Here is a 17462-nt window from a genome sequence, read left to right as displayed (position 1 = left end):
TGTCATGAAACACATCGGGGAGGTCCGGAATGTCGGCGAGCTCGTGTCGCGGGCCGGCCGGGACGAGGGCGAGCGAGTCAAGTACCTGCTGTTCTGGGGGCACCGGCCGCGCCCGGACGGCCGGATCGGGGCGAGCTGCCTCAGTCAGTGGTGGCCCGCGCCGTTCACCGTCGGCGGGGTGACGTACGCGTCGGCCGAGCACTGGATGATGGCCGCCAAGGCGAAGCTGTTCGGCGACGCGGAGGCCGTGGAGCGGGCGGTGTCGGCGAGGACCCCGGCGGAGGCGAAGAAGGTGGGCCGGCTGGTCCGCGATTTCGACGGGACCGTCTGGGAGCGCGAGCGGTACGGCCTGGTGGTGGCGGGCAGCGTCCACAAGTTCGGCCAGAACCCTGAGCTGGGCGGGTTCCTTCTGGGCACGGGCGACCGGGTACTGGTCGAGGCGAGTCCGATGGACCGGATCTGGGGCATCGGGCTGGCGGCGGACGATCCCCGTGCCGGGGATCCGGCGACGTGGCAGGGCCTGAATCTGCTGGGGTTCGCGCTGATGGAGGCGCGCGCCACGCTGCGGAGCGCATCGGGCGGCATATGAAACGGCCCGCGGGGCGGCGGGGGTCTCCCCTGCCGCCCCGCGGGCCCGGCTCCCCGGCCGCCTGCCGGGCAGGGCCCGGGGACGTCATCGGGTGTCGGCGCCGACCGAAACCGTCATCGCGCCCGCCCGTCGGACAGCGCCCCGCCCGTTCGTCGGGCAGCGCCCCGGCCCGGCGACGTCATCGCACGACACCGACGGCACAAGCCGTCAACGCAGGACACCGACGGCACAGGCCGTCATCGTGCGTCGTCGATGACCAGTGACGTCCCGTAGGTGTCGTCGTCGTAGGTGTCGTCGTTGAACTCGTCCGCATGCGTGGCGAAGAGCCAGATGAGGCCTCCGATGATGATGATGCCGATGGCGATGCCGATGGACCCCAGGATGACCCCGGCCAGCGCCTGGCCGGAGTTGTCGGCCTCGCCGCGGGCGACCCGCTTGCGGCCGATGATGCCGAAGATCAGCGCGAGCGCGCCCAGGACGAGGCTGGGGATGCCGTAGACGCAGAAGAGGCAGATGGCCAGGATCCCCAGCACCATCGCCGCCGTGCCCATGCCGTTGGCGGGCCCGGCTCCCCAGGCGGGCTGGCCGCCGTAACCGGGGTAGCCCGGATACTGCTGGACCGGCGGGGCCGGGTAGCCGTACTGCGCCTGCTGCGGGGCCGGGTAGCCGTACTGGCCGGCGGGCGGCGGGACCGGCTGACCCGGACCGTTCGGTCCGACGGGCGGTGGCGGCACCGCACCGGGGCCCTGCCAGGGTCCGGTGGGCTGTCCCTGGTCGGGTGGGCCGAAACCGGCCGTGGGTATCGGACCCGTCCCGGGGCCCGGCATCGACGTGACCGTCTGCTGGTCGTGCACCGGGGGCGGACCGGGATTCCCGGTGACCTCGTCCTGCTGCGGGCCGGAATCCCCGGTGTTCTTCTCCAGCGGCACCCTGTTGTCCGGCGGAGCCCACGGATCTCGCGGCACGGACCCGTCAGCGGGCCGTTCTGAGCTGTCTGACATGGGCCTCCCCCATCGTAATGCCCGTCATGCTACGGGCCGCGTCGTCCTACGATGACTCCCGTCCCCTGCCCGGGCTCCGGCCATACCGGGCCCCGCGTCACCTCGATGTCCCCGGAGGATCCGATGACCGATCTGCACCCCTTCATCGCGGGGCTGCCCAAGGCCGAGCTCCATGTCCACCATGTCGGCTCGGCCTCGCCCCGCATCGTCGCCGAACTGGCCGCGCACCATCCCGACTCCAAGGTCCCCACCGCCCCCGAGGCGCTGGCCGACTACTTCTCCTTCACCGACTTCGGCCACTTCATCGACGTGTACCTCTCGGTCGTGGATCTGATCCGCACCCCGGAGGACGTCCGACTCCTGACGTTCGAGGTCGCCCGCGACATGGCGCGGCAGAACATCCGTTACGCGGAACTGACCGTCACCCCCTTCTCCTCCACTCGCCGCGGCATTCCCGAGCAGGCGTTCATGGAGGCCATAGAGGATGCCCGCAAGGCCGCGGAGTCCGAGCTCGGGGTCGTCCTGCGCTGGTGCTTCGACATTCCGGGCGAGGCCGGTCTGGAGGCGGCCGAGGAGACCACCCGGCTCGCCGTGGACCTGCGGCCCGAGGGACTCGTCTCCTTCGGTCTCGGCGGCCCCGAAATCGGAGTGGAGCGGCCACAGTTCAAGCCCTACTTCGACCGGGCGATCGCCGAGGGCCTGCACTCCGTACCGCACGCCGGTGAGACCACCGGGCCGCAGACGGTCTGGGATGCGCTGACCTCGCTGCGGGCCGAGCGCATCGGCCACGGCACCAGCTCGGTGCGCGACCCGAAGCTCCTGGACCACCTCGCCGAGCACCGCATCGCGCTGGAGGTGTGCCCCACCTCCAACATCGCGACCCGGGCGGTCGCGGACATCGAGCAGCACCCGGTCAGGGAGATGGTGGAGGCCGGTGTCCTGGTCACCATCAACAGCGACGACCCGCCCATGTTCGGTACGGACCTCAACAGCGAGTACGGCGTGGCGGCCCGCCTCCTCGGCCTCGACGAGCGGGGGCTCGCCGCGCTCGCGAAGAACGCCGTCGAGGCGTCCTTCCTCGACGCGGCCGGCAAGCGCACGCTGGCCGCCGAGATCGACACGTACACGACGGACTGGCTGCAGCACACCGGCCGGTGACCACTCGGTGGTGACAATGGCCCCATGGCCACTGTCACCCCTGTCACCCCTGTCACCGCCGTCGCGCACCGCGGCGATCCGTACCGCGTCCGGGAGAACACCCTCCCCTCGATCCGCTCCGCTCTCGACCGGGGGGCGGACGCGGTCGAGATCGACGTACGCGTCACCCGCGACGGCGTGCCGGTCCTGCTGCACGACGCCACGCTGGAGCGGCTATGGGGGCATGACCTGCGGCTGGACCGGCTCACCCATCAGGAGCTGACCGAGCTGACCGTGGGCGGGGTGCCGACGCTGCGCGAGGCCCTGCTCGCCGCCGGGGCACACCGCCTCATGATCGATCTGCCCGGCGCCTCCGAGGCTTCCGTACGGAAGACCGTCGGTGTGGTCCGGGAGTGCGGGGCCGGTGAACGCGCCTACTACTGCGCGGGACCGGAGGCGATGCTGCGGGTGCGGGCCGCCGACCCGTCCGCCGAGATCGCGATGACCTGGACGACGCTCGCACCGCCCCGGGCGGCACTGCTGGAGGCCGTGCGGCCCCGCTGGCTGAACTACCGTTTCGGGCTCGTGAGCCGGGAGCTGACGGACCGCAACCACCGGGACGGGCTGCTGGTGTCGGTGTGGACGGCGGACACCGGCCGCACCATGCGCCGGCTGATCCGTCAGGGCGTGGACTCCATCACCACCAACCGGATCGACGTCCTGCACAAGGTGATCCTCAACTCCGATAGCGACCGGGCGGCTTGACCGGTCCGGCATCATGGACGGGACCTCACCGTCCCGATGCCGGGCCCGCGCCAAGGAGCCAGACGTGACCGCCCCCCGCAGCAATTCCCTTCCTGCCCGCGTCCGTTCCGACGTCGCCCACAACGCCCGCGTCTGGAACTACTGGCTCGGCGGCAAGGACCACTTCCCGGTGGACCGGGCGGTCGGCGACCAGGTCACCGGCATGTATCCGAGCATCGGCGAAGTGGCCCGGGCGGACCGGGCGTTCCTCGGCCGGGCGGTGCGGCATCTGGCCGGTGACGCGGGCATCGGCCAGTTCCTGGACATAGGCACCGGCCTGCCCACGGCGGACAACACCCATGAGGTGGCCCAGCACACCGCGCCCGACGCCCGCGTCGTCTACGTCGACAACGACCCGATCGTCCTGGCGCACGCCCGCTCGCTGCTCACCAGTTCACCGGAGGGCGCGACCGAGTACATCGACGCGGACGCCCGCCATCCGGAACGGATCCTGCGAGCCGCGCAGCCCACCCTGGACCTGGAGCGCCCCGTGGCGGTCATGCTGCTGGGCATCCTGAACTTCGTGCTCGACACGGACGAGGCGCTGCGGATCGTCCGGCAGCTGATGGCCGCGGTGCCGTCCGGCAGCTACCTGGTCGTCACCCACCCCACGCTGGAGCTGGGCGGCGAGGGCAACGAGGCCGCGATGCGGTTCTGGAACGAGAACGCCACTCCCCCGATCACCGCCCGCGGCCGTTTCGAGTTCGCCGCGTTCCTGGACGGGCTGGACATCGTCGATCCGGGCATCGTCTCGTGCGCGCGCTGGCGCCCCGGTCCCGGCCCGGCCGGGGCCGAGGTCGCCCAGTTCGGCGCGGTGGCCCGGAAGCGCTGACGGCAGCGGTCCGATGCACATACGGGACATCACGGCGCGGGCGCGGCGGGCCGGCCCCCGCACAGTCGACCTCCTCATCGCGCTGCTGGTCCAGGCCGCCATGACGATGCCGTTCGTCGTCCCACGCGCCCCGGAGCTGCCCGAAGCGACGTGGACGGCGTACGGGCTGACCTCCCTGACGGTGCTGCCGCTGGTCGCCCGCCGCCGGGCGCCGGTCGCGGTCCTCGTCGCCGTGCTCGCGGCCTCCGGCCTGTACAAGTTCGCCGTCGACGGTCCGGGCCAGCCGCTCCCGTACACCGGCCTCGTGGCGTGCTACACGGTGGCCGAGCTCTCCTCGCCGCCGAAGCGGATCGGCGTCGCGGTCCTCACGGCGCTGGGGATACTGGTATCGGTCGGCCTCGACGGCGAGGCGCTCAGGGAGCTGCTGTTCTCCCTGTTCGTGTTCGCCGCGGCGTACGCCTTCGGCCGGCTCGCCGTGACGCGCAAGGCCTACCTGCGCGCGGTGGAGGACCGGGCCCGTCAGCTGGAACTCACCCACCGCATCGAGGCGGAACAGGCGGCGGCCCGCGAACGGGCGCGGATCGCCCGGGAGATGCACGACATCCTGTCCCATGCGGTGAGCCTGATGATCGTGCAGGCGGAAGCCGGCCCGGTGGCCGTGCGTACGGCACCGGAGCGTGCCGAGGGCGCCTTCGACGCGATCTCGGCGGCCGGCCGGGACGCGATGGCGCAACTGCGCACCATGCTCGGCGTGCTGCGCGAGAACGAGGGCGCACCGGACGCTCCCCGCGAACCGCAACCCGCGCTGTCCGGACTGCCCGGTCTGGTGGAGCGGGTGCGGGCGACGGGTCCGGCGGTCTCCTACGAGGTCACGGGCCATGCCCGCCCGCCGGGCCTGGCGGTGGAGGCCACCGTCTACCGGATCGTGCAGGAGGCCCTGACGAACGTGGTCAGGCATGCGGACGCGACCGCGGTCCGGGTGCGACTGGATCACGGGCCCGACGCGCTGACGCTCACGGTCACCGACGACGGCCGCGGCCCCGGCGGTGGAGCGGGGCTGGGGCTGACCGGCATCCGGGAGCGCGCCACCGCTCACGGTGGCACGGCCCGCACCGGCCCGGGACCGGACGGCCGGGGCTTCCGGGTCGGGGTGACGATCCCGCGCGCGGCGCCGGAAACGCAGGCAGGACGACGGACAGGAGCAGGGCAGTGACGATCCGCGTAGTGGTGGCCGACGACCAGGAACTGGTGCGCAGCGGCTTCGCGATGATCCTGGACGCGCAGCCGGACATCGAGGTGGTGGCCGAGGTGGGTGACGGCGCCGCTGCGGTCGACGCGGTGCGGCGGCTGGCTCCCGAGGTGGCGCTGCTCGACATCCGCATGCCCGGCACGGACGGCATCGAGGCCTGCCGCGCCATCGCTGCCGGGACCGGCTGCCGGACGGTCATGCTGACGACGTTCGACTCGGACGAGTACGTCTACGAGGCACTGCACGCGGGTGCGAGCGGCTTCCTGCTCAAGGACGTCCGCCGGGACGATCTGGTGCACGCGGTACGGGTGGTGGCGGCCGGGGAGTCGCTGCTGGCGCCCTCGGTGGCCCGTCGGCTGGTCGCCGCGTACACCTCGCGGCCGGCGGATTCGGCGGCCCCGTCGGCGTCGGTGGCGTCGGTGGCGTCGGTGGCGTCGGCGGCCCAGTCGGCGTCGGTGGCGGAGCCTTCCGCGCGCCTGGACGTGCTGACCACACGGGAACACGAGACGCTGCTCCATCTGGCGCGCGGACTGTCGAACGCGGAGATCGCGGCCGCGCTGGTCGTCAGCGAGCACACGGTGAAGACGCATGTCGGCAATGTGCTGTCCAAGCTGGGCCTGCGTGACCGGATCCAGGCGGTGATCTGCGCCTACGAATGCGGTGTCGTCTCTCCCTCCGCGGAGGGAGAGACCGAAGGCTTCTCCCCCGTGCAGGGGAGGAGGTCTCCCTCCCGGAAACCCCCGCACGGGTGATCCGCCGGGCGGTCCGGATCAACAGGATGGATTCCGACAGCAGTTGAGGAATCCACCGGATCCCACGCCCAGGAGGCACCGACATGAACGCCCGTACGTCCCGCACCATCATCGCAGCCGCCCTGCTCCTCGGCCTCGCCGCGGGCCCGGCCGCCTCACCTGCCCTCGCGGCGGCTTCCCCGGCGGCGGGCCCGGCCACCCGGCTGCCATCGCCTGTCGGGGCATCGCACGTCGGGACATCGGACGCGCAGGCGCTGCGGGCCGCGATCAGCGGGCTCCCGTCGGACGACGCCACGGCCGCGCTGGTGCGCGTGTCGGGCAGCCGGGGTGTCTGGCGGGGCAGCGCCGGCGTCCACGACCTGACGTCCGGGCGGCCGGCGGATCCGGCCGGGCGCTTCCGGGCCGGTTCGGTCACCAAGGTCTTCACGGCCGCCGTGGTCCTCCAGTTGGCCGCGGAGGGCAGGATCGGCCTGGACCGCCCGGTCCGGCACTACCTGCCCGACCTGATCCCGGCGACGTACGGGCAGGTCACGGTGCGCCAGCTGCTGAACCACACGAGCGGCCTCCCGTCCGTCGACCCGGACAACGGCGACACGCTGGAGGACTGGTACGAGCACCGATTCGACCTGGTCGACCCGGCGGACGTGGTGCGTGAAACCACCGCACACCGGCCGGATTTCGCGCCCGGCACCCAGCAGCACTACGCCAACATCGGCTACACGGTGGCGGGCCTGCTGATCGAGCGGGTCACGGGCGACACGTACGCCTCCCAGGTGTCGCGCCGCGTGCTGGAGCCACTGCGCCTCGTGGACACCTACTTCCCCGGCACCGACCCGGCGATACGCGGACGGCACAACCACGGCTACCAGATATTCGGTACGCAGGGCGCGCTGCGTGATGTGACGGTGTGGGGGGCGAGCGACGCCTGGGCGGCCGGCGACCTGATATCGACCACCGCCGATCTGGAGAAGTTCACCCGGGCACTTTTCGGCGGGCAGGTGGTGCGCGGACCGCTGCTGGAGGAGATGTTCACGTTGCCCGACGCCTCGGTGCGGGAGTACGGCACGGGCGGGCCCGCCGCGTACAGCGCCGGTCTCTCCGTGATGACACTGGGCGGCCGCCAGGTCTGGGGCAAGACGGGTGGCCGCTGGGGGTACAACACGGCCATCGCCGCCACCCGCGACCTCTCGCGGACTCTCGTCTACAGCGTCAACTCGACGGACGCGAAGGGCTTGGACATGAACGCCACGGCACTGGACGTCGTGGTGGCGGCTTTCGGCGCCCCGTCCGCCGAGTGACTCAGACCGCTGGAACGGACCCGCCCGCGGGCACCGGCTGCGGTGTCCGTTCCATGGCCTCCAATCGCTTGATCATGCGGCGCACGATCAGCAGCGGGATGACCCCGAAGACACCGAAGGACATGTCGATGACCGACCACCAGAAGGGGATGCCGCGGATCGGTCCGCAGATCAGGGCGAGCGGGATGATCCCGGCGCAGGCGATCATGCCGAACTCGACGACCCAGATGTTGCGGACCGGGTCGCGATAGGGGCCGTAGAAGGCGACCGCGATCACCAGATGGGCAAAGGCCAGCCAGTCCGTGCCGTAGAGCACGAAGGGGTACGTGGCATCGGCATCGTCCAGGCCGGCGCGGACGCGGGTGATCCACTCCATCAGGGCCGGGAAGTGTTCGGGGACGGGCGAGGCCGAGGAGCTCAGCAGGTCCTCGGCCCAGCGCAGTTCGTGAACGAGCGGAAACGCGGTGAGCCCGCTCAGAACCAGACAGACGATGAAGACGACCAACCACACGCGTATACGCCTCCGAAGGGCGCGTCGCTCGCTCATGTCCGCAGCGTACGCCCGGGTTTACGAGCTCTTTACGCCCCCCGGGGCTTCACAGGCCGACGATGGAGTTCCACTTCTTGGCGAACTCGGTGCGCTCCTCGGAGGTGATGTCGCGAGCGATGGCGAGCCGCTTGCGCATGGCGTCGTCGGGGAAGATCAGCGGGTCCTCGGCCAGTGCGGCCGTCTCCTCGTCCTTGGAGGAGGCGAGCACCTCCCGTGCGGCCGGCACCGGGCAGACGTAATTGACCCAGGTGGCGAGTTCGGCGGCGACCTCGGGCTCGTAGTAGTAGTCGATCAGCTTCTCCGCGTTGCGCTTGTGGCGGGCGAGGTTGGGAATCATGAGCGATTCCGCCCAGAGCTCGGCGCCTTCCTCGGGCACCACGAACTCGATCTCGGGGTTGTCCGCCTGGAGCTGGATGACGTCGCCGGAGTAGGCCTGGCAGGCGAGCACGTCCCCGGTGGAGAGGTCCTTGATGTAGTCGTTGCCGGTGAAGCGGCGGATGTGCTTCGACTTCACCAGCTTCTCCACCTGGTCGCAGATGTCGTAGAAGTCGTCGCGCTTCCAACGGGTGATGTCGACGCCATTGCCCTGCATCAGCAGCGCGAAGGACTCGTCGAGTCCCGACAGCAGCGTCACCTTGCCGCGCAGATCGTCCGCCCACAGGTCGCTCGTGTGCTTGATCTCCCGGCCCAGCCTCTTGCGGTTGTACGCGATGCCGGTGATCCCGGACTGCCAGGGGACGCTGTGCGTCCGGCCCTTGTCGAAGGCGGGCGAGCGCAGTTGCGGGTCGAGATACTTCGTCACGTTGGGCTGCTTCGCCCGGTCCATCTCCTGGACCCAGCCGAGCCTGACGAACCGCGCGGCCATCCAGTCGCTGATGACGATCAGGTCGCGGCCGGTCTGCTGGTGGTTCATCAGGGCCGGGCTGATCTTGCCGAAGAACTCGTCGTTGTCGTTGATCTCCTCGGTGTACGTGACGGAGATCCCGGTCCGCTTGCTGAACGCGTCGAGGGTGGGCCGCTTCGACTCGTCCTCGTCGTCGGTGTCGATGTAGAGGGGCCAGTTGGCGAAGTGCAGGGTGTGGTCGCCGGCGGAGTAGTCGTGTCCGGCACGGTCGCCCGGCTCCACATAGGCGGCGGGAACTCCGCAGCCGGCCAGCGTGACGCCGGCCGCTCCCGCCCCGAAGGCGCGGAGCAGGGACCGGCGGGACATGGGGTGGTTCGGGATCGCTCGCACCTGCGCAGGATGCCGGTCCGCCGGCGCGGCGGGCAATGGACCAACCGTCCAGCGGTGCCCGCCCGCCGCGCACACCCTGTCGAGGGCGGACGGGCCCCGGCGGTACGGATCCGGCCCCCGGGCACTCGCACAGTGCGCCCGGGGGCCGGATCCGTACCCGTACCTCGACGGTCAGCCGTCGAGCGAGGTCATGACGTGCTTGATGCGGGTGTAGTCCTCGAAACCGTAGGCGGAGAGGTCCTTGCCGTAGCCGGACTTCTTGAACCCGCCGTGCGGCATCTCGGCGACGAGCGGGATGTGGGTGTTGATCCACACGCAGCCGAAGTCGAGGTTCTTGGACATCCGCATGGCACGCGCGTGGTCCTTGGTCCACACGGAGGAGGCCAGCGCGTAATCGACGCCGTTCGCCCATTCCAGGGCCTGGGCCTCGTCCGCGAACGACTGGACGGTGATGACCGGGCCGAAGACCTCGTTCTGGATGATCTCGTCGTCCTGCTTGAGCCCCGAGACGACGGTCGGGGCGTAGAAGTAGCCCTTGTCGCCGACCCGGTGGCCGCCGGCCTCGACCTTGGCGTGCGCGGGGAGCCGCTCGATGAAGCCGCTGACCTGGGCGAGCTGGTTGGCGTTGTTGAGCGGGCCGTAGAGCACGTCCTCGTCGTCCGGCTGCCCGGTCTTCGTGTCCGCGGCGGCCTTGGCCAGCGCGGTGACGAACTCGTCGTGGATCGACTCGTGGACGAGCACGCGGGTCGCGGCGGTGCAGTCCTGGCCGGCGTTGAAGTAGCCCGCGACCGAGATGTCCTCGACGGCCTTCGCCAGGTCGGTGTCCTCGAAGACGACGACGGGCGCCTTGCCGCCGAGCTCCAGGTGGACCCGCTTGACGTCCTTGGCGGCGGACTCGGCGACCTGCATGCCGGCCCGGACCGAACCGGTGATGGAGGCCATCGCCGGGGTCCGGTGCTCGACCATCGCCCGTCCGGTGTCGCGGTCGCCGCAGATGACGTTGAAGACGCCCTTGGGCAGGATCTGCCCGATGATCTCGGCGATCAGCACGGTGGACGCCGGTGTGGTGTCGGACGGCTTGATGACGACGGTGTTGCCCGCGGCGAGGGCCGGGGCGAACTTCCAGACGGCCATCATCATCGGGTAGTTCCACGGCGCGACCTGCGCACAGACACCGACCGGCTCGCGGCGGACGATGGAGGTCAGACCCTCCATGTACTCGCCGGCCGAGCGGCCCTCCAGCAGCCGGGCGGCACCCGCGAAGAAGCGGATCTGGTCCACCATCGGCGGAATCTCTTCGGTGCGGGTGAGCCCGATCGGCTTGCCGGTGTTCTCGGACTCGGCCGCGATGAGGTCCTCGGCGCGCTCCTCGAAGGCGTCCGCGATCTTCAGCAGGGCGCGCTGGCGCTCGGCGGGCGTGGCGTCGCGCCACGCGGGGAAGGCGGCTGCGGCTGCTTCCATGGCGGCATCGACGTCGGCCTCGCCGGACAGCGGGGAGGTCGCGTAGACCTCCTCCGTCACCGGGTTGACCACATCGATGGTCCGCCCGTCGGCGGCGTCCCGGAACTCTCCGTTGATGTAGTTGCGCAGACGGCGCACCTCGGTGGTCACAACCACTCCTCCTGTCGACACGTCCAATGGGTGAGACGTCCAGCCTAGTCGCATGGGTAACGGTTTCGACATACCCAACCGCCGCCAACTTCGGATTCCGCGAGATACGAGCCCCTCAACAACGAATTTCATCGATTGAGGGTTGCGAGACAGACGAGTCCCGGTGCAGAGTGGCTCCGTGGCCAGTCGCAGCGCAGACTCCAGGACAGGGAACGGATCGTCCCCAGCGGTCGATGCCGTGTCCCTCGCAATCATCGAGCAGCTCCAGGAGGACGGGCGCCGTCCGTACGCCGCGATCGGCAAGGCCGTGGGCCTCTCCGAGGCGGCCGTGCGGCAGCGCGTCCAGAAGCTGCTCGACCAGGGCGTGATGCAGATCGTCGCCGTCACCGACCCGCTCACCGTGGGGTTCCGGCGACAGGCCATGGTCGGGATCAATGTCGAGGGCGACCTCGACCCCGTCGCGGAAGCCCTGTCGGCCATGGCCGAGTGCGAGTACGTGGTGATGACCGCGGGCTCCTTCGACCTGATGGTGGAGATCGTCTGCGAGGACGACGACCACCTGCTGGAGACGATCAACAAACGCATCCGGGCCATACCCGGCGTGCGCTCCACCGAGAGCTTCGTCTACCTCAAGCTCAAGAAGCAGACCTATATGTGGGGAACCCGATAGCCGTGAGCAAGGACCTCAGCCGGACCGCGTACGACCACCTGTGGATGCACTTCACCCGCATGTCGGACTACGAGAACGCGCCCGTTCCCACCATCGTGCGTGGCGAGGGCACCTACATCTACGACGACCAGGGCAAGCGCTACCTCGACGGCCTGTCCGGCCTGTTCGTGGTCAACGCCGGCCACGGCCGCCACGAGCTCGCCGAGGCCGCGTACAAGCAGGCCCAGGAGCTCTCCTTCTTCCCGGTGTGGTCCTACGCCCACCCGAAGGCCGTCGAGCTGGCCGAGCGCCTCGCCGACTACGCCCCGGGCGACCTCAACAAGGTCTTCTTCACCACCGGTGGCGGCGAGGCCGTCGAGACCGCCTGGAAGCTGGCCAAGCAGTACTTCAAGCTCCAGGGCAAGCCGACCAAGTACAAGGTCATCTCGCGTGCGGTCGCCTACCACGGCACCCCGCAGGGCGCCCTGTCCATCACCGGTCTGCCGGCCCTCAAGGCCCCCTTCGAGCCGCTGGTCCCCGGCGCGCACAAGGTGCCGAACACCAACATCTACCGCGCCCCGAGCCACGCTCACGCCGACGATCCTGTGGCCTTCGGCCGCTGGGCCGCCGACCAGATCGAGCAGGAGATCCTCTTCGAGGGCGCGGACACCGTCGCCGCCGTCTTCCTGGAGCCCGTACAGAACGCGGGCGGCTGCTTCCCGCCCCCGCCCGGCTACTTCCAGCGCGTCCGCGAGATCTGCGACAAGTACGACGTGCTGCTCGTCTCCGACGAGGTCATCTGCGCCTTCGGCCGCCTCGGCACGATGTTCGCCTGTGACAAGTTCGGCTACGTGCCGGACATGATCACCTGCGCCAAGGGCATGACCTCGGGCTACTCGCCGATCGGCGCCTGCATCGTCTCGGACAAGCTCGCCGCGCCGTTCTACGAGGGCGACAACACCTTCCTGCACGGCTACACCTTCGGCGGTCACCCCGTCTCCGCCGCGGTCGGCCTCGCCAACCTCGACATCTTCGAGCGCGAGGGCCTCAACCAGCACGTCCTCGACAACGAGAACGCCTTCTTCACGACGCTGCAGAAGCTGCACGACCTGCCGATCGTCGGCGACGTCCGCGGCAACGGCTTCTTCTACGGCATCGAGCTGGTGAAGGACAAGGTCACCAAGGAGACCTTCACCGACGAGGAGACCGAGCGCGTCCTGTACGGCTTCCTCTCCAAGGCGCTGTACGAGAACGGCCTGTACTGCCGGGCCGACGACCGCGGCGACCCGGTCGTCCAGCTCGCCCCGCCGCTGATCTCCGACCAGTCCACGTTCGACGAGATCGAGGGCATCCTGCGGTCCGTCCTGACGGAGGCCTGGACGAAGCTCTGACCGATAGCCCGGACGGCCCAGCGGCCGGCACCGGCTTGACCACCGCTTGACCGTCCCACGACGGCCCTCCAGCGGTCATTTCATACGGTCCACGCGGCCCGGATGCGCCCATTCGAGTGGGAAGAAGCGCACCCGGGCCGCGTGCTGTGCGCACACCGCGGTCCGAATCCCTACGGTGCCGAGTGACCGATCGGCCCCGCCTTCGTTCCCCCGTACGGGGGAACGGGATATCTGATCTGAACCGAGGTGTACGCCATGGTGGCCCCGCCGGACAACGACGTGATCTGGGCGCGTTCCCTGCAGCACTCCCACAACGGCTCACCCGCGCTCGGCGGCGTCTCCCTGGGGATCCGCGACGGCGAGATCCTCGCGGTGACCGGCCCGCGCGGCAGCGGCAAGACGACCCTGTTGCACTGCCTCTCCGGCCAGCTCGTGCCCCAGCAGGGCGAGGTGTGGTTCAACAGCGTCCCCGTCCACACCATGGGCCCGCGGCTGCGCGAGCGGCTGCGCCGCGACAAGTTCGGCTGGATCGCCCCGGAACCCCAGCTCGTCCCGGAGCTGAACACCTGGGAGAACACCGCCCTGCCGCTGCTGCTGCGCGGCGCCTCGCACCGCGAGGCCAAGAAGGCCGCCATGGAGTGGCTGGAGCGCCTCGACATCGGCATGTGCGCGCGGAAGCGGCCGCACGCCCTCCAGCAGGCCCAACGGCAGCGGATCGCGGTGGCCCGCGCCCTGGCCGCCGCGCCCTCGGTGATCTTCGCCGACGAGCCGACCGCCACCCTGCACCGCACCGACCGCGCCCACGTCCTGCGCACGCTCACGAGCGCGGCCCGTTCGCACGGCATCACGGTGGTGCTCGCCACGCACGACGTGGAGATCGCCGCGCTCGCCGACCGGGTGGTGCCGCTCCTGGACGGACGCCGGGTCGCCACGGTCGCCCTGCCCGCCGTGACCGACACGGAGGGCCGCGCGGCGTGCTCGCTCTCCGTCTAGCCCGCGGTTCCCATCCACTGGTCCTGATGCGGCGACTGCTCGTCGCGGCCGCATCCGCCGGGGTCGGCTTCCTCCTCCTGTGCACGCTCGGCTACGCCTCGGGGCACCCGGCGCACTCCGCCGGCTCCGTGCTGCGGCTGCTGTGGTGCTTCGTACCGCTGGCCGCCACGGTGCAGTTCGCCGTCGCGGTCGCGCGTACGGACCCGAGCACCCGGCCACGCGCCGGACTGTCGGCCGTGGGTCTCGGCCCGGTGCGGCTCAGCGTGCTCGCCGCGGTCTCCACCGCCGTCTCGTGCACCCTCGGCTCGATGGTGGCGCTGCTCTTCTTCCTCCACCTGCGCGGCGACCTGTCCGGGCTGCCGTTCGACGGGGCCGCTGCCGGGCTGCTCAACGCCGAGGCTCCGCTCCCACCGGCCGCCGTCCTGGTCCTGCTGGCCCTGGTGCCCGCCGCCGCGGCGACGGCCAGCGCGCTGGCGCTGCGCACGCGGCCGGTACGGGCCTCCGGCGCGCCGGAGGACACCGAGGACCTGGTACCCGAGGAGCGCATCCCGGCCCCGGCCGCGCCGCCGACCGGGCTGCCGTGGGGCGTGGCGCTGACGGCCGCCGGTCTGGCGGTCGAGGCGTACGCGAGCCGTGGCGCGCCCGGCAGCCCCTTCCCGCTGCCCGGCAAGCTCGACTCCACGCCGGCCTGGGTCCTCGTGGGATGGACCCTGACCGCGATCGGCCTGGCCACGGCCGGCCCGGGGCTGACGTATCTGTGCGGCCGGCTGCTCCAGATGGCGCGCCCCGGCGCCGTACGCCTCTTGGCGGGGCGGGTCCTGATGGACGAGGCACGCCGGATCGGCCGCCCGCTGGGGGTCGTCTGCGCGGTCCTCTCCGCGGTCATCGCCGTGTTCGCGCTCTACGGGACGGGGCCGCGGCCCTTCGGTCCGCTCACCGCCCTCGGCGCGGTGCTCGTCATCGGCTGCACCACGGCGACGCTCCTGACGTCGGCGCTGGAGGCGAGGCAGGCCCGCGCCGAGACGGCCCGGGCGCTGCTGCGGCTCGGCGCACCGGCCTCGGCGCTGCGCGCGGCGACGGCGCTGCGCGCGGCCGCCCTGCTGCTCGTCTTCGCCCCTCTGACCTGGGCGATCGCCGAGCTGGCCGCACTGCCGCTGACCGCCTGAACGGACCGGCCGGGGGTGTGCCCCGGCCGGTCCGTAGCATGACGGTGTGGAGAATCCGCCAGAGAGCATCCCCGCACCGGGCGCCGAGATCGAGTCGCTCGCCGAATTCGACGCGGTGGTGGCCGCCGGTCCGCTGGCCGGACACCGCGTCCAGTCCGTCGACCTGACGGACCGCAGCGCGGCCCTGCTGGCCACCGACACCTCCGGCGCCGTCTTCCTCGGCTGCCGGATGGAAGCCGGCGCCGCCGAGAAGGCAAGGGCCGAGGGCGCGGTCGTCTTCCCTCCGGTGCCGGGGCTCCCCTTCGACCCGTACCGAGGTCTGCTCTACTCCCCCGACGCGCTCTACGACGGGCTGAGGCGGAGCGGTTACGAGGCCACGCCCGACGCCCGCGCCTACCGCTGGTTCCAGCAGACACGGACGAACGGCGACGCGTTCGCGTCGATGCTGCGCGCGCTCCACGACGACGCGGTCTCCGACGCGCTGGACGAGGTCCTCGTCGGCGCCCGGGTCGTCGGCGTGATGGGCGGCCACGCGACGCCGCGCGGCAGCGCCCCGTACGCTGCCGCCGCCCGTCTCGGCAGGACCCTGGCCCGCAGCGGCCTGACGGTGGCGACCGGCGGCGGACCCGGCGCGATGGAGGCGGCGAACCTCGGCGCCTACGCGGCCCCGCACCCCGACCCGATGCTGGACAAGGCCTGCGAACTCCTCGGCGCGACAGCCTCGTTCACCCCGTCGGTGACCGACTGGGCGCTGGCGGCGTTCGCCGTACGGGAGCAATGGCCGGACGGCGGCGGCTCCGTGTCGATTCCCACCTGGTTCTACGGCCACGAGCCGCCGAACCCGTTCGCCGACCACATCGCCAAGTACTTCGCCAACGCCCTGCGCGAGGACGGCTTGCTGGCCCGCTCGACCGCAGGCGTGATCTTCCTCCCCGGCGCGGCCGGTACCGTCCAGGAGATCTTCGACAGCACCACCCCGAACTACTACGAGTCACGCGGTGAGCCGTCGCCGATGGTGCTGGTGGGGCGGGACCACTGGACGCGGGAGCTGCCCGCGTGGCCGCTGCTCCGCGCCCTCGCCGCGGGCCGGCCGATGGAGTCGCGCATCGCCCTCGTCGACACGGTGGAGGAAGCGGCCGAGGCGCTCGCGGGGCTGTCGGCGAAGTAGGCCGCGGCCGGTCAGAACACGGCGGGCAGCACGACGCTCTGCGCCGCGGCAAAGGTCACACCGACCTGCGCGCCCTCGTCCGGCGTGCCGGTCAGCGGGCACTCCGCGTCCAGGACCGGACCGTGCTCGGGATGCAGCTTCACCGCGACGTGGTTGCCGCGGAAGGTGCGGGCACCCACGGTGCAGCGCAATCCGTCCTGCGGGGCGCCGACCAGCACCCCGGCCGGACGCACCAGCAGATCGCAGGCCCCCTGCGGTGATCCGGCGGGCACGGGCACCTTGCCCCAGTCCGTATCGGCGGCCTCGCCGGTGACCGTCGCCTCCACCACGTTGTCGAAGCCGAGGAATCGGGCGACGAAGGCGGAGGCGGGGCGCTGCCAGACCTCCAGCGGGGTGCCTGCCTGGGCGATGCGTCCGTCGCGCATCACGATGACGCGGTCGGCCAGCGCGAAGGCCTCACCCTGGTCGTGGGTGACGGCGAGCACCGTCGTGCCCAAGCCGGCGAACAGCGTGCGCAGTTCGACGACGAGGCGTTCGCGCAGACTGCGGTCCAGCTGTCCGAGGGGTTCGTCCAGCATCAGCAGCTTGGGCCGGGGCGCGAGCGCGCGTGCCAGGGCGACGCGCTGCTGTTCACCGCCCGAGAGCGCGGCCACGGCGCGGCGTCCCGCGCCGGGGAGCCCCACCAGGTCCAGGAGTTCGGCGACCCTGCGCTGCTGTTCGCTCCGGCTCACGCCGTGCATCCGCAGCCCGAAGGCGACGTTGGCACCGACGTCGCGGTGCGGGAACAGCTGGTGGTCCTGGAACATCAGGCCGAGTCCGCGTCGGTGGACCGGCACTCCGTCCTGGTCCGCGCCGTCGAGCAGGACCCGCCCGCCGTCCAGGTGCTGGAGTCCGGCGACCACCCGCAGCAGTGTCGACTTCCCGCTGCCGCTCGGCCCCAGCACACAGACGATCTCGTGTTCGGCGACCTCCAGGTCCACCTTGTCCAGTGCCGCCCGCTCTCCGAAGCGGACGGTGGCCGATTCGAGTGTCAGCATC

Annotated in this window: 17 protein-coding genes; 12 read left to right on the top strand and 5 right to left on the bottom strand. The window is 71.3% G+C overall.

Translation table 11 applies throughout. The features are described from left to right. The first annotated feature begins 4 nt into the window (after positions 1-4). Positions 5-589, top strand: coding sequence for an NADAR family protein (locus tag ACGFZA_RS06550; RefSeq protein WP_393677519.1), 585 nt, complete (start codon positions 5-7; stop codon positions 587-589). 236 nt (positions 590-825) lie between these two features. Here the strand turns inward: ACGFZA_RS06550 and ACGFZA_RS06545 are convergent, their stop codons facing one another. Continuing rightward, positions 826-1590, bottom strand: coding sequence for a DUF4190 domain-containing protein (locus ACGFZA_RS06545; protein ID WP_393677517.1), 765 nt, complete (start codon positions 1588-1590; stop codon positions 826-828). A gap of 123 nt (positions 1591-1713) precedes the next feature. On the opposite strand from ACGFZA_RS06545, the gene ACGFZA_RS06540 reads away from it, so the two are divergent. The 6 genes from ACGFZA_RS06540 to ACGFZA_RS06515 all read left to right on the top strand — a co-directional run bounded on the left by ACGFZA_RS06540 (position 1714) and on the right by ACGFZA_RS06515 (position 7662). After that, on the top strand, positions 1714-2748 hold the full coding sequence (locus ACGFZA_RS06540; protein ID WP_385281607.1) for an adenosine deaminase: 1035 nt from the start codon (positions 1714-1716) through the stop codon (positions 2746-2748). Positions 2749-2772: 24 nt separating this feature from the next. Beyond that, positions 2773-3492: a glycerophosphodiester phosphodiesterase gene (locus ACGFZA_RS06535; RefSeq protein ID WP_393677514.1), complete on the top strand. Its 720-nt coding sequence runs from the start codon at positions 2773-2775 to the stop codon at positions 3490-3492. A gap of 64 nt (positions 3493-3556) precedes the next feature. Continuing rightward, positions 3557-4363, top strand: a complete 807-nt coding sequence (locus ACGFZA_RS06530) for an SAM-dependent methyltransferase (protein ID WP_385281601.1) — start codon at positions 3557-3559, stop codon at positions 4361-4363. A 13-nt stretch (positions 4364-4376) separates the two neighbouring features. Continuing rightward, complete coding sequence (locus ACGFZA_RS06525) at positions 4377-5576, top strand: sensor histidine kinase (protein WP_393677511.1); 1200 nt, start codon at positions 4377-4379, stop codon at positions 5574-5576. After that, a complete protein-coding gene (locus ACGFZA_RS06520; RefSeq protein WP_393677508.1) occupies positions 5573-6364 on the top strand; it encodes a response regulator in 792 nt (263 codons plus the stop codon). Before ACGFZA_RS06525 ends, ACGFZA_RS06520 begins: the two co-directional genes overlap by 4 nt. An 83-nt stretch (positions 6365-6447) precedes the next feature. Next, a complete protein-coding gene (locus tag ACGFZA_RS06515) occupies positions 6448-7662 on the top strand; it encodes a serine hydrolase domain-containing protein (protein ID WP_393677506.1) in 1215 nt (404 codons plus the stop codon). Position 7663: 1 nt separating this feature from the next. Here ACGFZA_RS06515 and ACGFZA_RS06510 read toward each other — a convergent pair whose 3' ends face one another. The 3 genes from ACGFZA_RS06510 to ACGFZA_RS06500 all read right to left on the bottom strand — a co-directional run bounded on the left by ACGFZA_RS06510 (position 7664) and on the right by ACGFZA_RS06500 (position 11057). Continuing rightward, a complete protein-coding gene (locus ACGFZA_RS06510) occupies positions 7664-8209 on the bottom strand; it encodes a hypothetical protein (RefSeq protein WP_393677504.1) in 546 nt (181 codons plus the stop codon). 49 nt (positions 8210-8258) lie between these two features. After that, positions 8259-9422 carry a PotD/PotF family extracellular solute-binding protein gene (locus ACGFZA_RS06505; RefSeq protein WP_385281777.1) on the bottom strand — a complete coding sequence of 388 codons (1164 nt, stop codon included), beginning with the start codon at positions 9420-9422 and terminating at the stop codon, positions 8259-8261. A 195-nt stretch (positions 9423-9617) separates the two neighbouring features. Further along, positions 9618-11057 (bottom strand): gamma-aminobutyraldehyde dehydrogenase, encoded by a 1440-nt coding sequence (locus tag ACGFZA_RS06500; RefSeq protein ID WP_385286750.1) that lies wholly within the window; start codon positions 11055-11057, stop codon positions 9618-9620. Between the two features lie 178 nt (positions 11058-11235). Here ACGFZA_RS06500 and ACGFZA_RS06495 point away from each other — a divergent pair, with 178 nt between their 5' ends. The 5 genes from ACGFZA_RS06495 (at position 11236) to ACGFZA_RS06475 (ending at position 16424) form a co-directional block, all read left to right on the top strand. Then, entirely contained in the window at positions 11236-11727 is a 492-nt protein-coding gene (locus tag ACGFZA_RS06495; RefSeq protein ID WP_030928325.1) for an Lrp/AsnC family transcriptional regulator, read from the top strand. Continuing rightward, complete coding sequence (locus tag ACGFZA_RS06490; RefSeq protein ID WP_393677500.1) at positions 11712-13097, top strand: aspartate aminotransferase family protein; 1386 nt, start codon at positions 11712-11714, stop codon at positions 13095-13097. The genes ACGFZA_RS06495 and ACGFZA_RS06490 overlap by 16 nt, the downstream gene beginning before the upstream one ends. Positions 13098-13352: 255 nt before the next feature. Next, positions 13353-14090: an ABC transporter ATP-binding protein gene (locus tag ACGFZA_RS06485; RefSeq protein WP_385286754.1), complete on the top strand. Its 738-nt coding sequence runs from the start codon at positions 13353-13355 to the stop codon at positions 14088-14090. Next, the gene (locus ACGFZA_RS06480; RefSeq protein WP_393677498.1) at positions 14072-15256 is read left to right on the top strand and encodes a hypothetical protein; all 1185 of its coding nucleotides are present in this window, start codon (positions 14072-14074) and stop codon (positions 15254-15256) included. The genes ACGFZA_RS06485 and ACGFZA_RS06480 overlap by 19 nt, the downstream gene beginning before the upstream one ends. 46 nt (positions 15257-15302) lie before the next feature. Next, on the top strand, positions 15303-16424 hold the full coding sequence (locus ACGFZA_RS06475; protein WP_393677495.1) for an LOG family protein: 1122 nt from the start codon (positions 15303-15305) through the stop codon (positions 16422-16424). A gap of 11 nt (positions 16425-16435) precedes the next feature. Here ACGFZA_RS06475 and ACGFZA_RS06470 read toward each other — a convergent pair whose 3' ends face one another. Next, the gene (locus ACGFZA_RS06470; protein WP_385286760.1) at positions 16436-17461 is read right to left on the bottom strand and encodes an ABC transporter ATP-binding protein; all 1026 of its coding nucleotides are present in this window, start codon (positions 17459-17461) and stop codon (positions 16436-16438) included. Between the last annotated feature and the right edge of the window lies 1 nt (position 17462).

The organism is Streptomyces sp. NPDC048211, assembly GCF_043202315.1.
In the GTDB taxonomy this organism is placed as follows: domain Bacteria; phylum Actinomycetota; class Actinomycetes; order Streptomycetales; family Streptomycetaceae; genus Streptomyces.
Note: the sequence above shows the minus strand (reverse complement) of the source record. Positions and strands in the feature narration are given on the sequence as shown.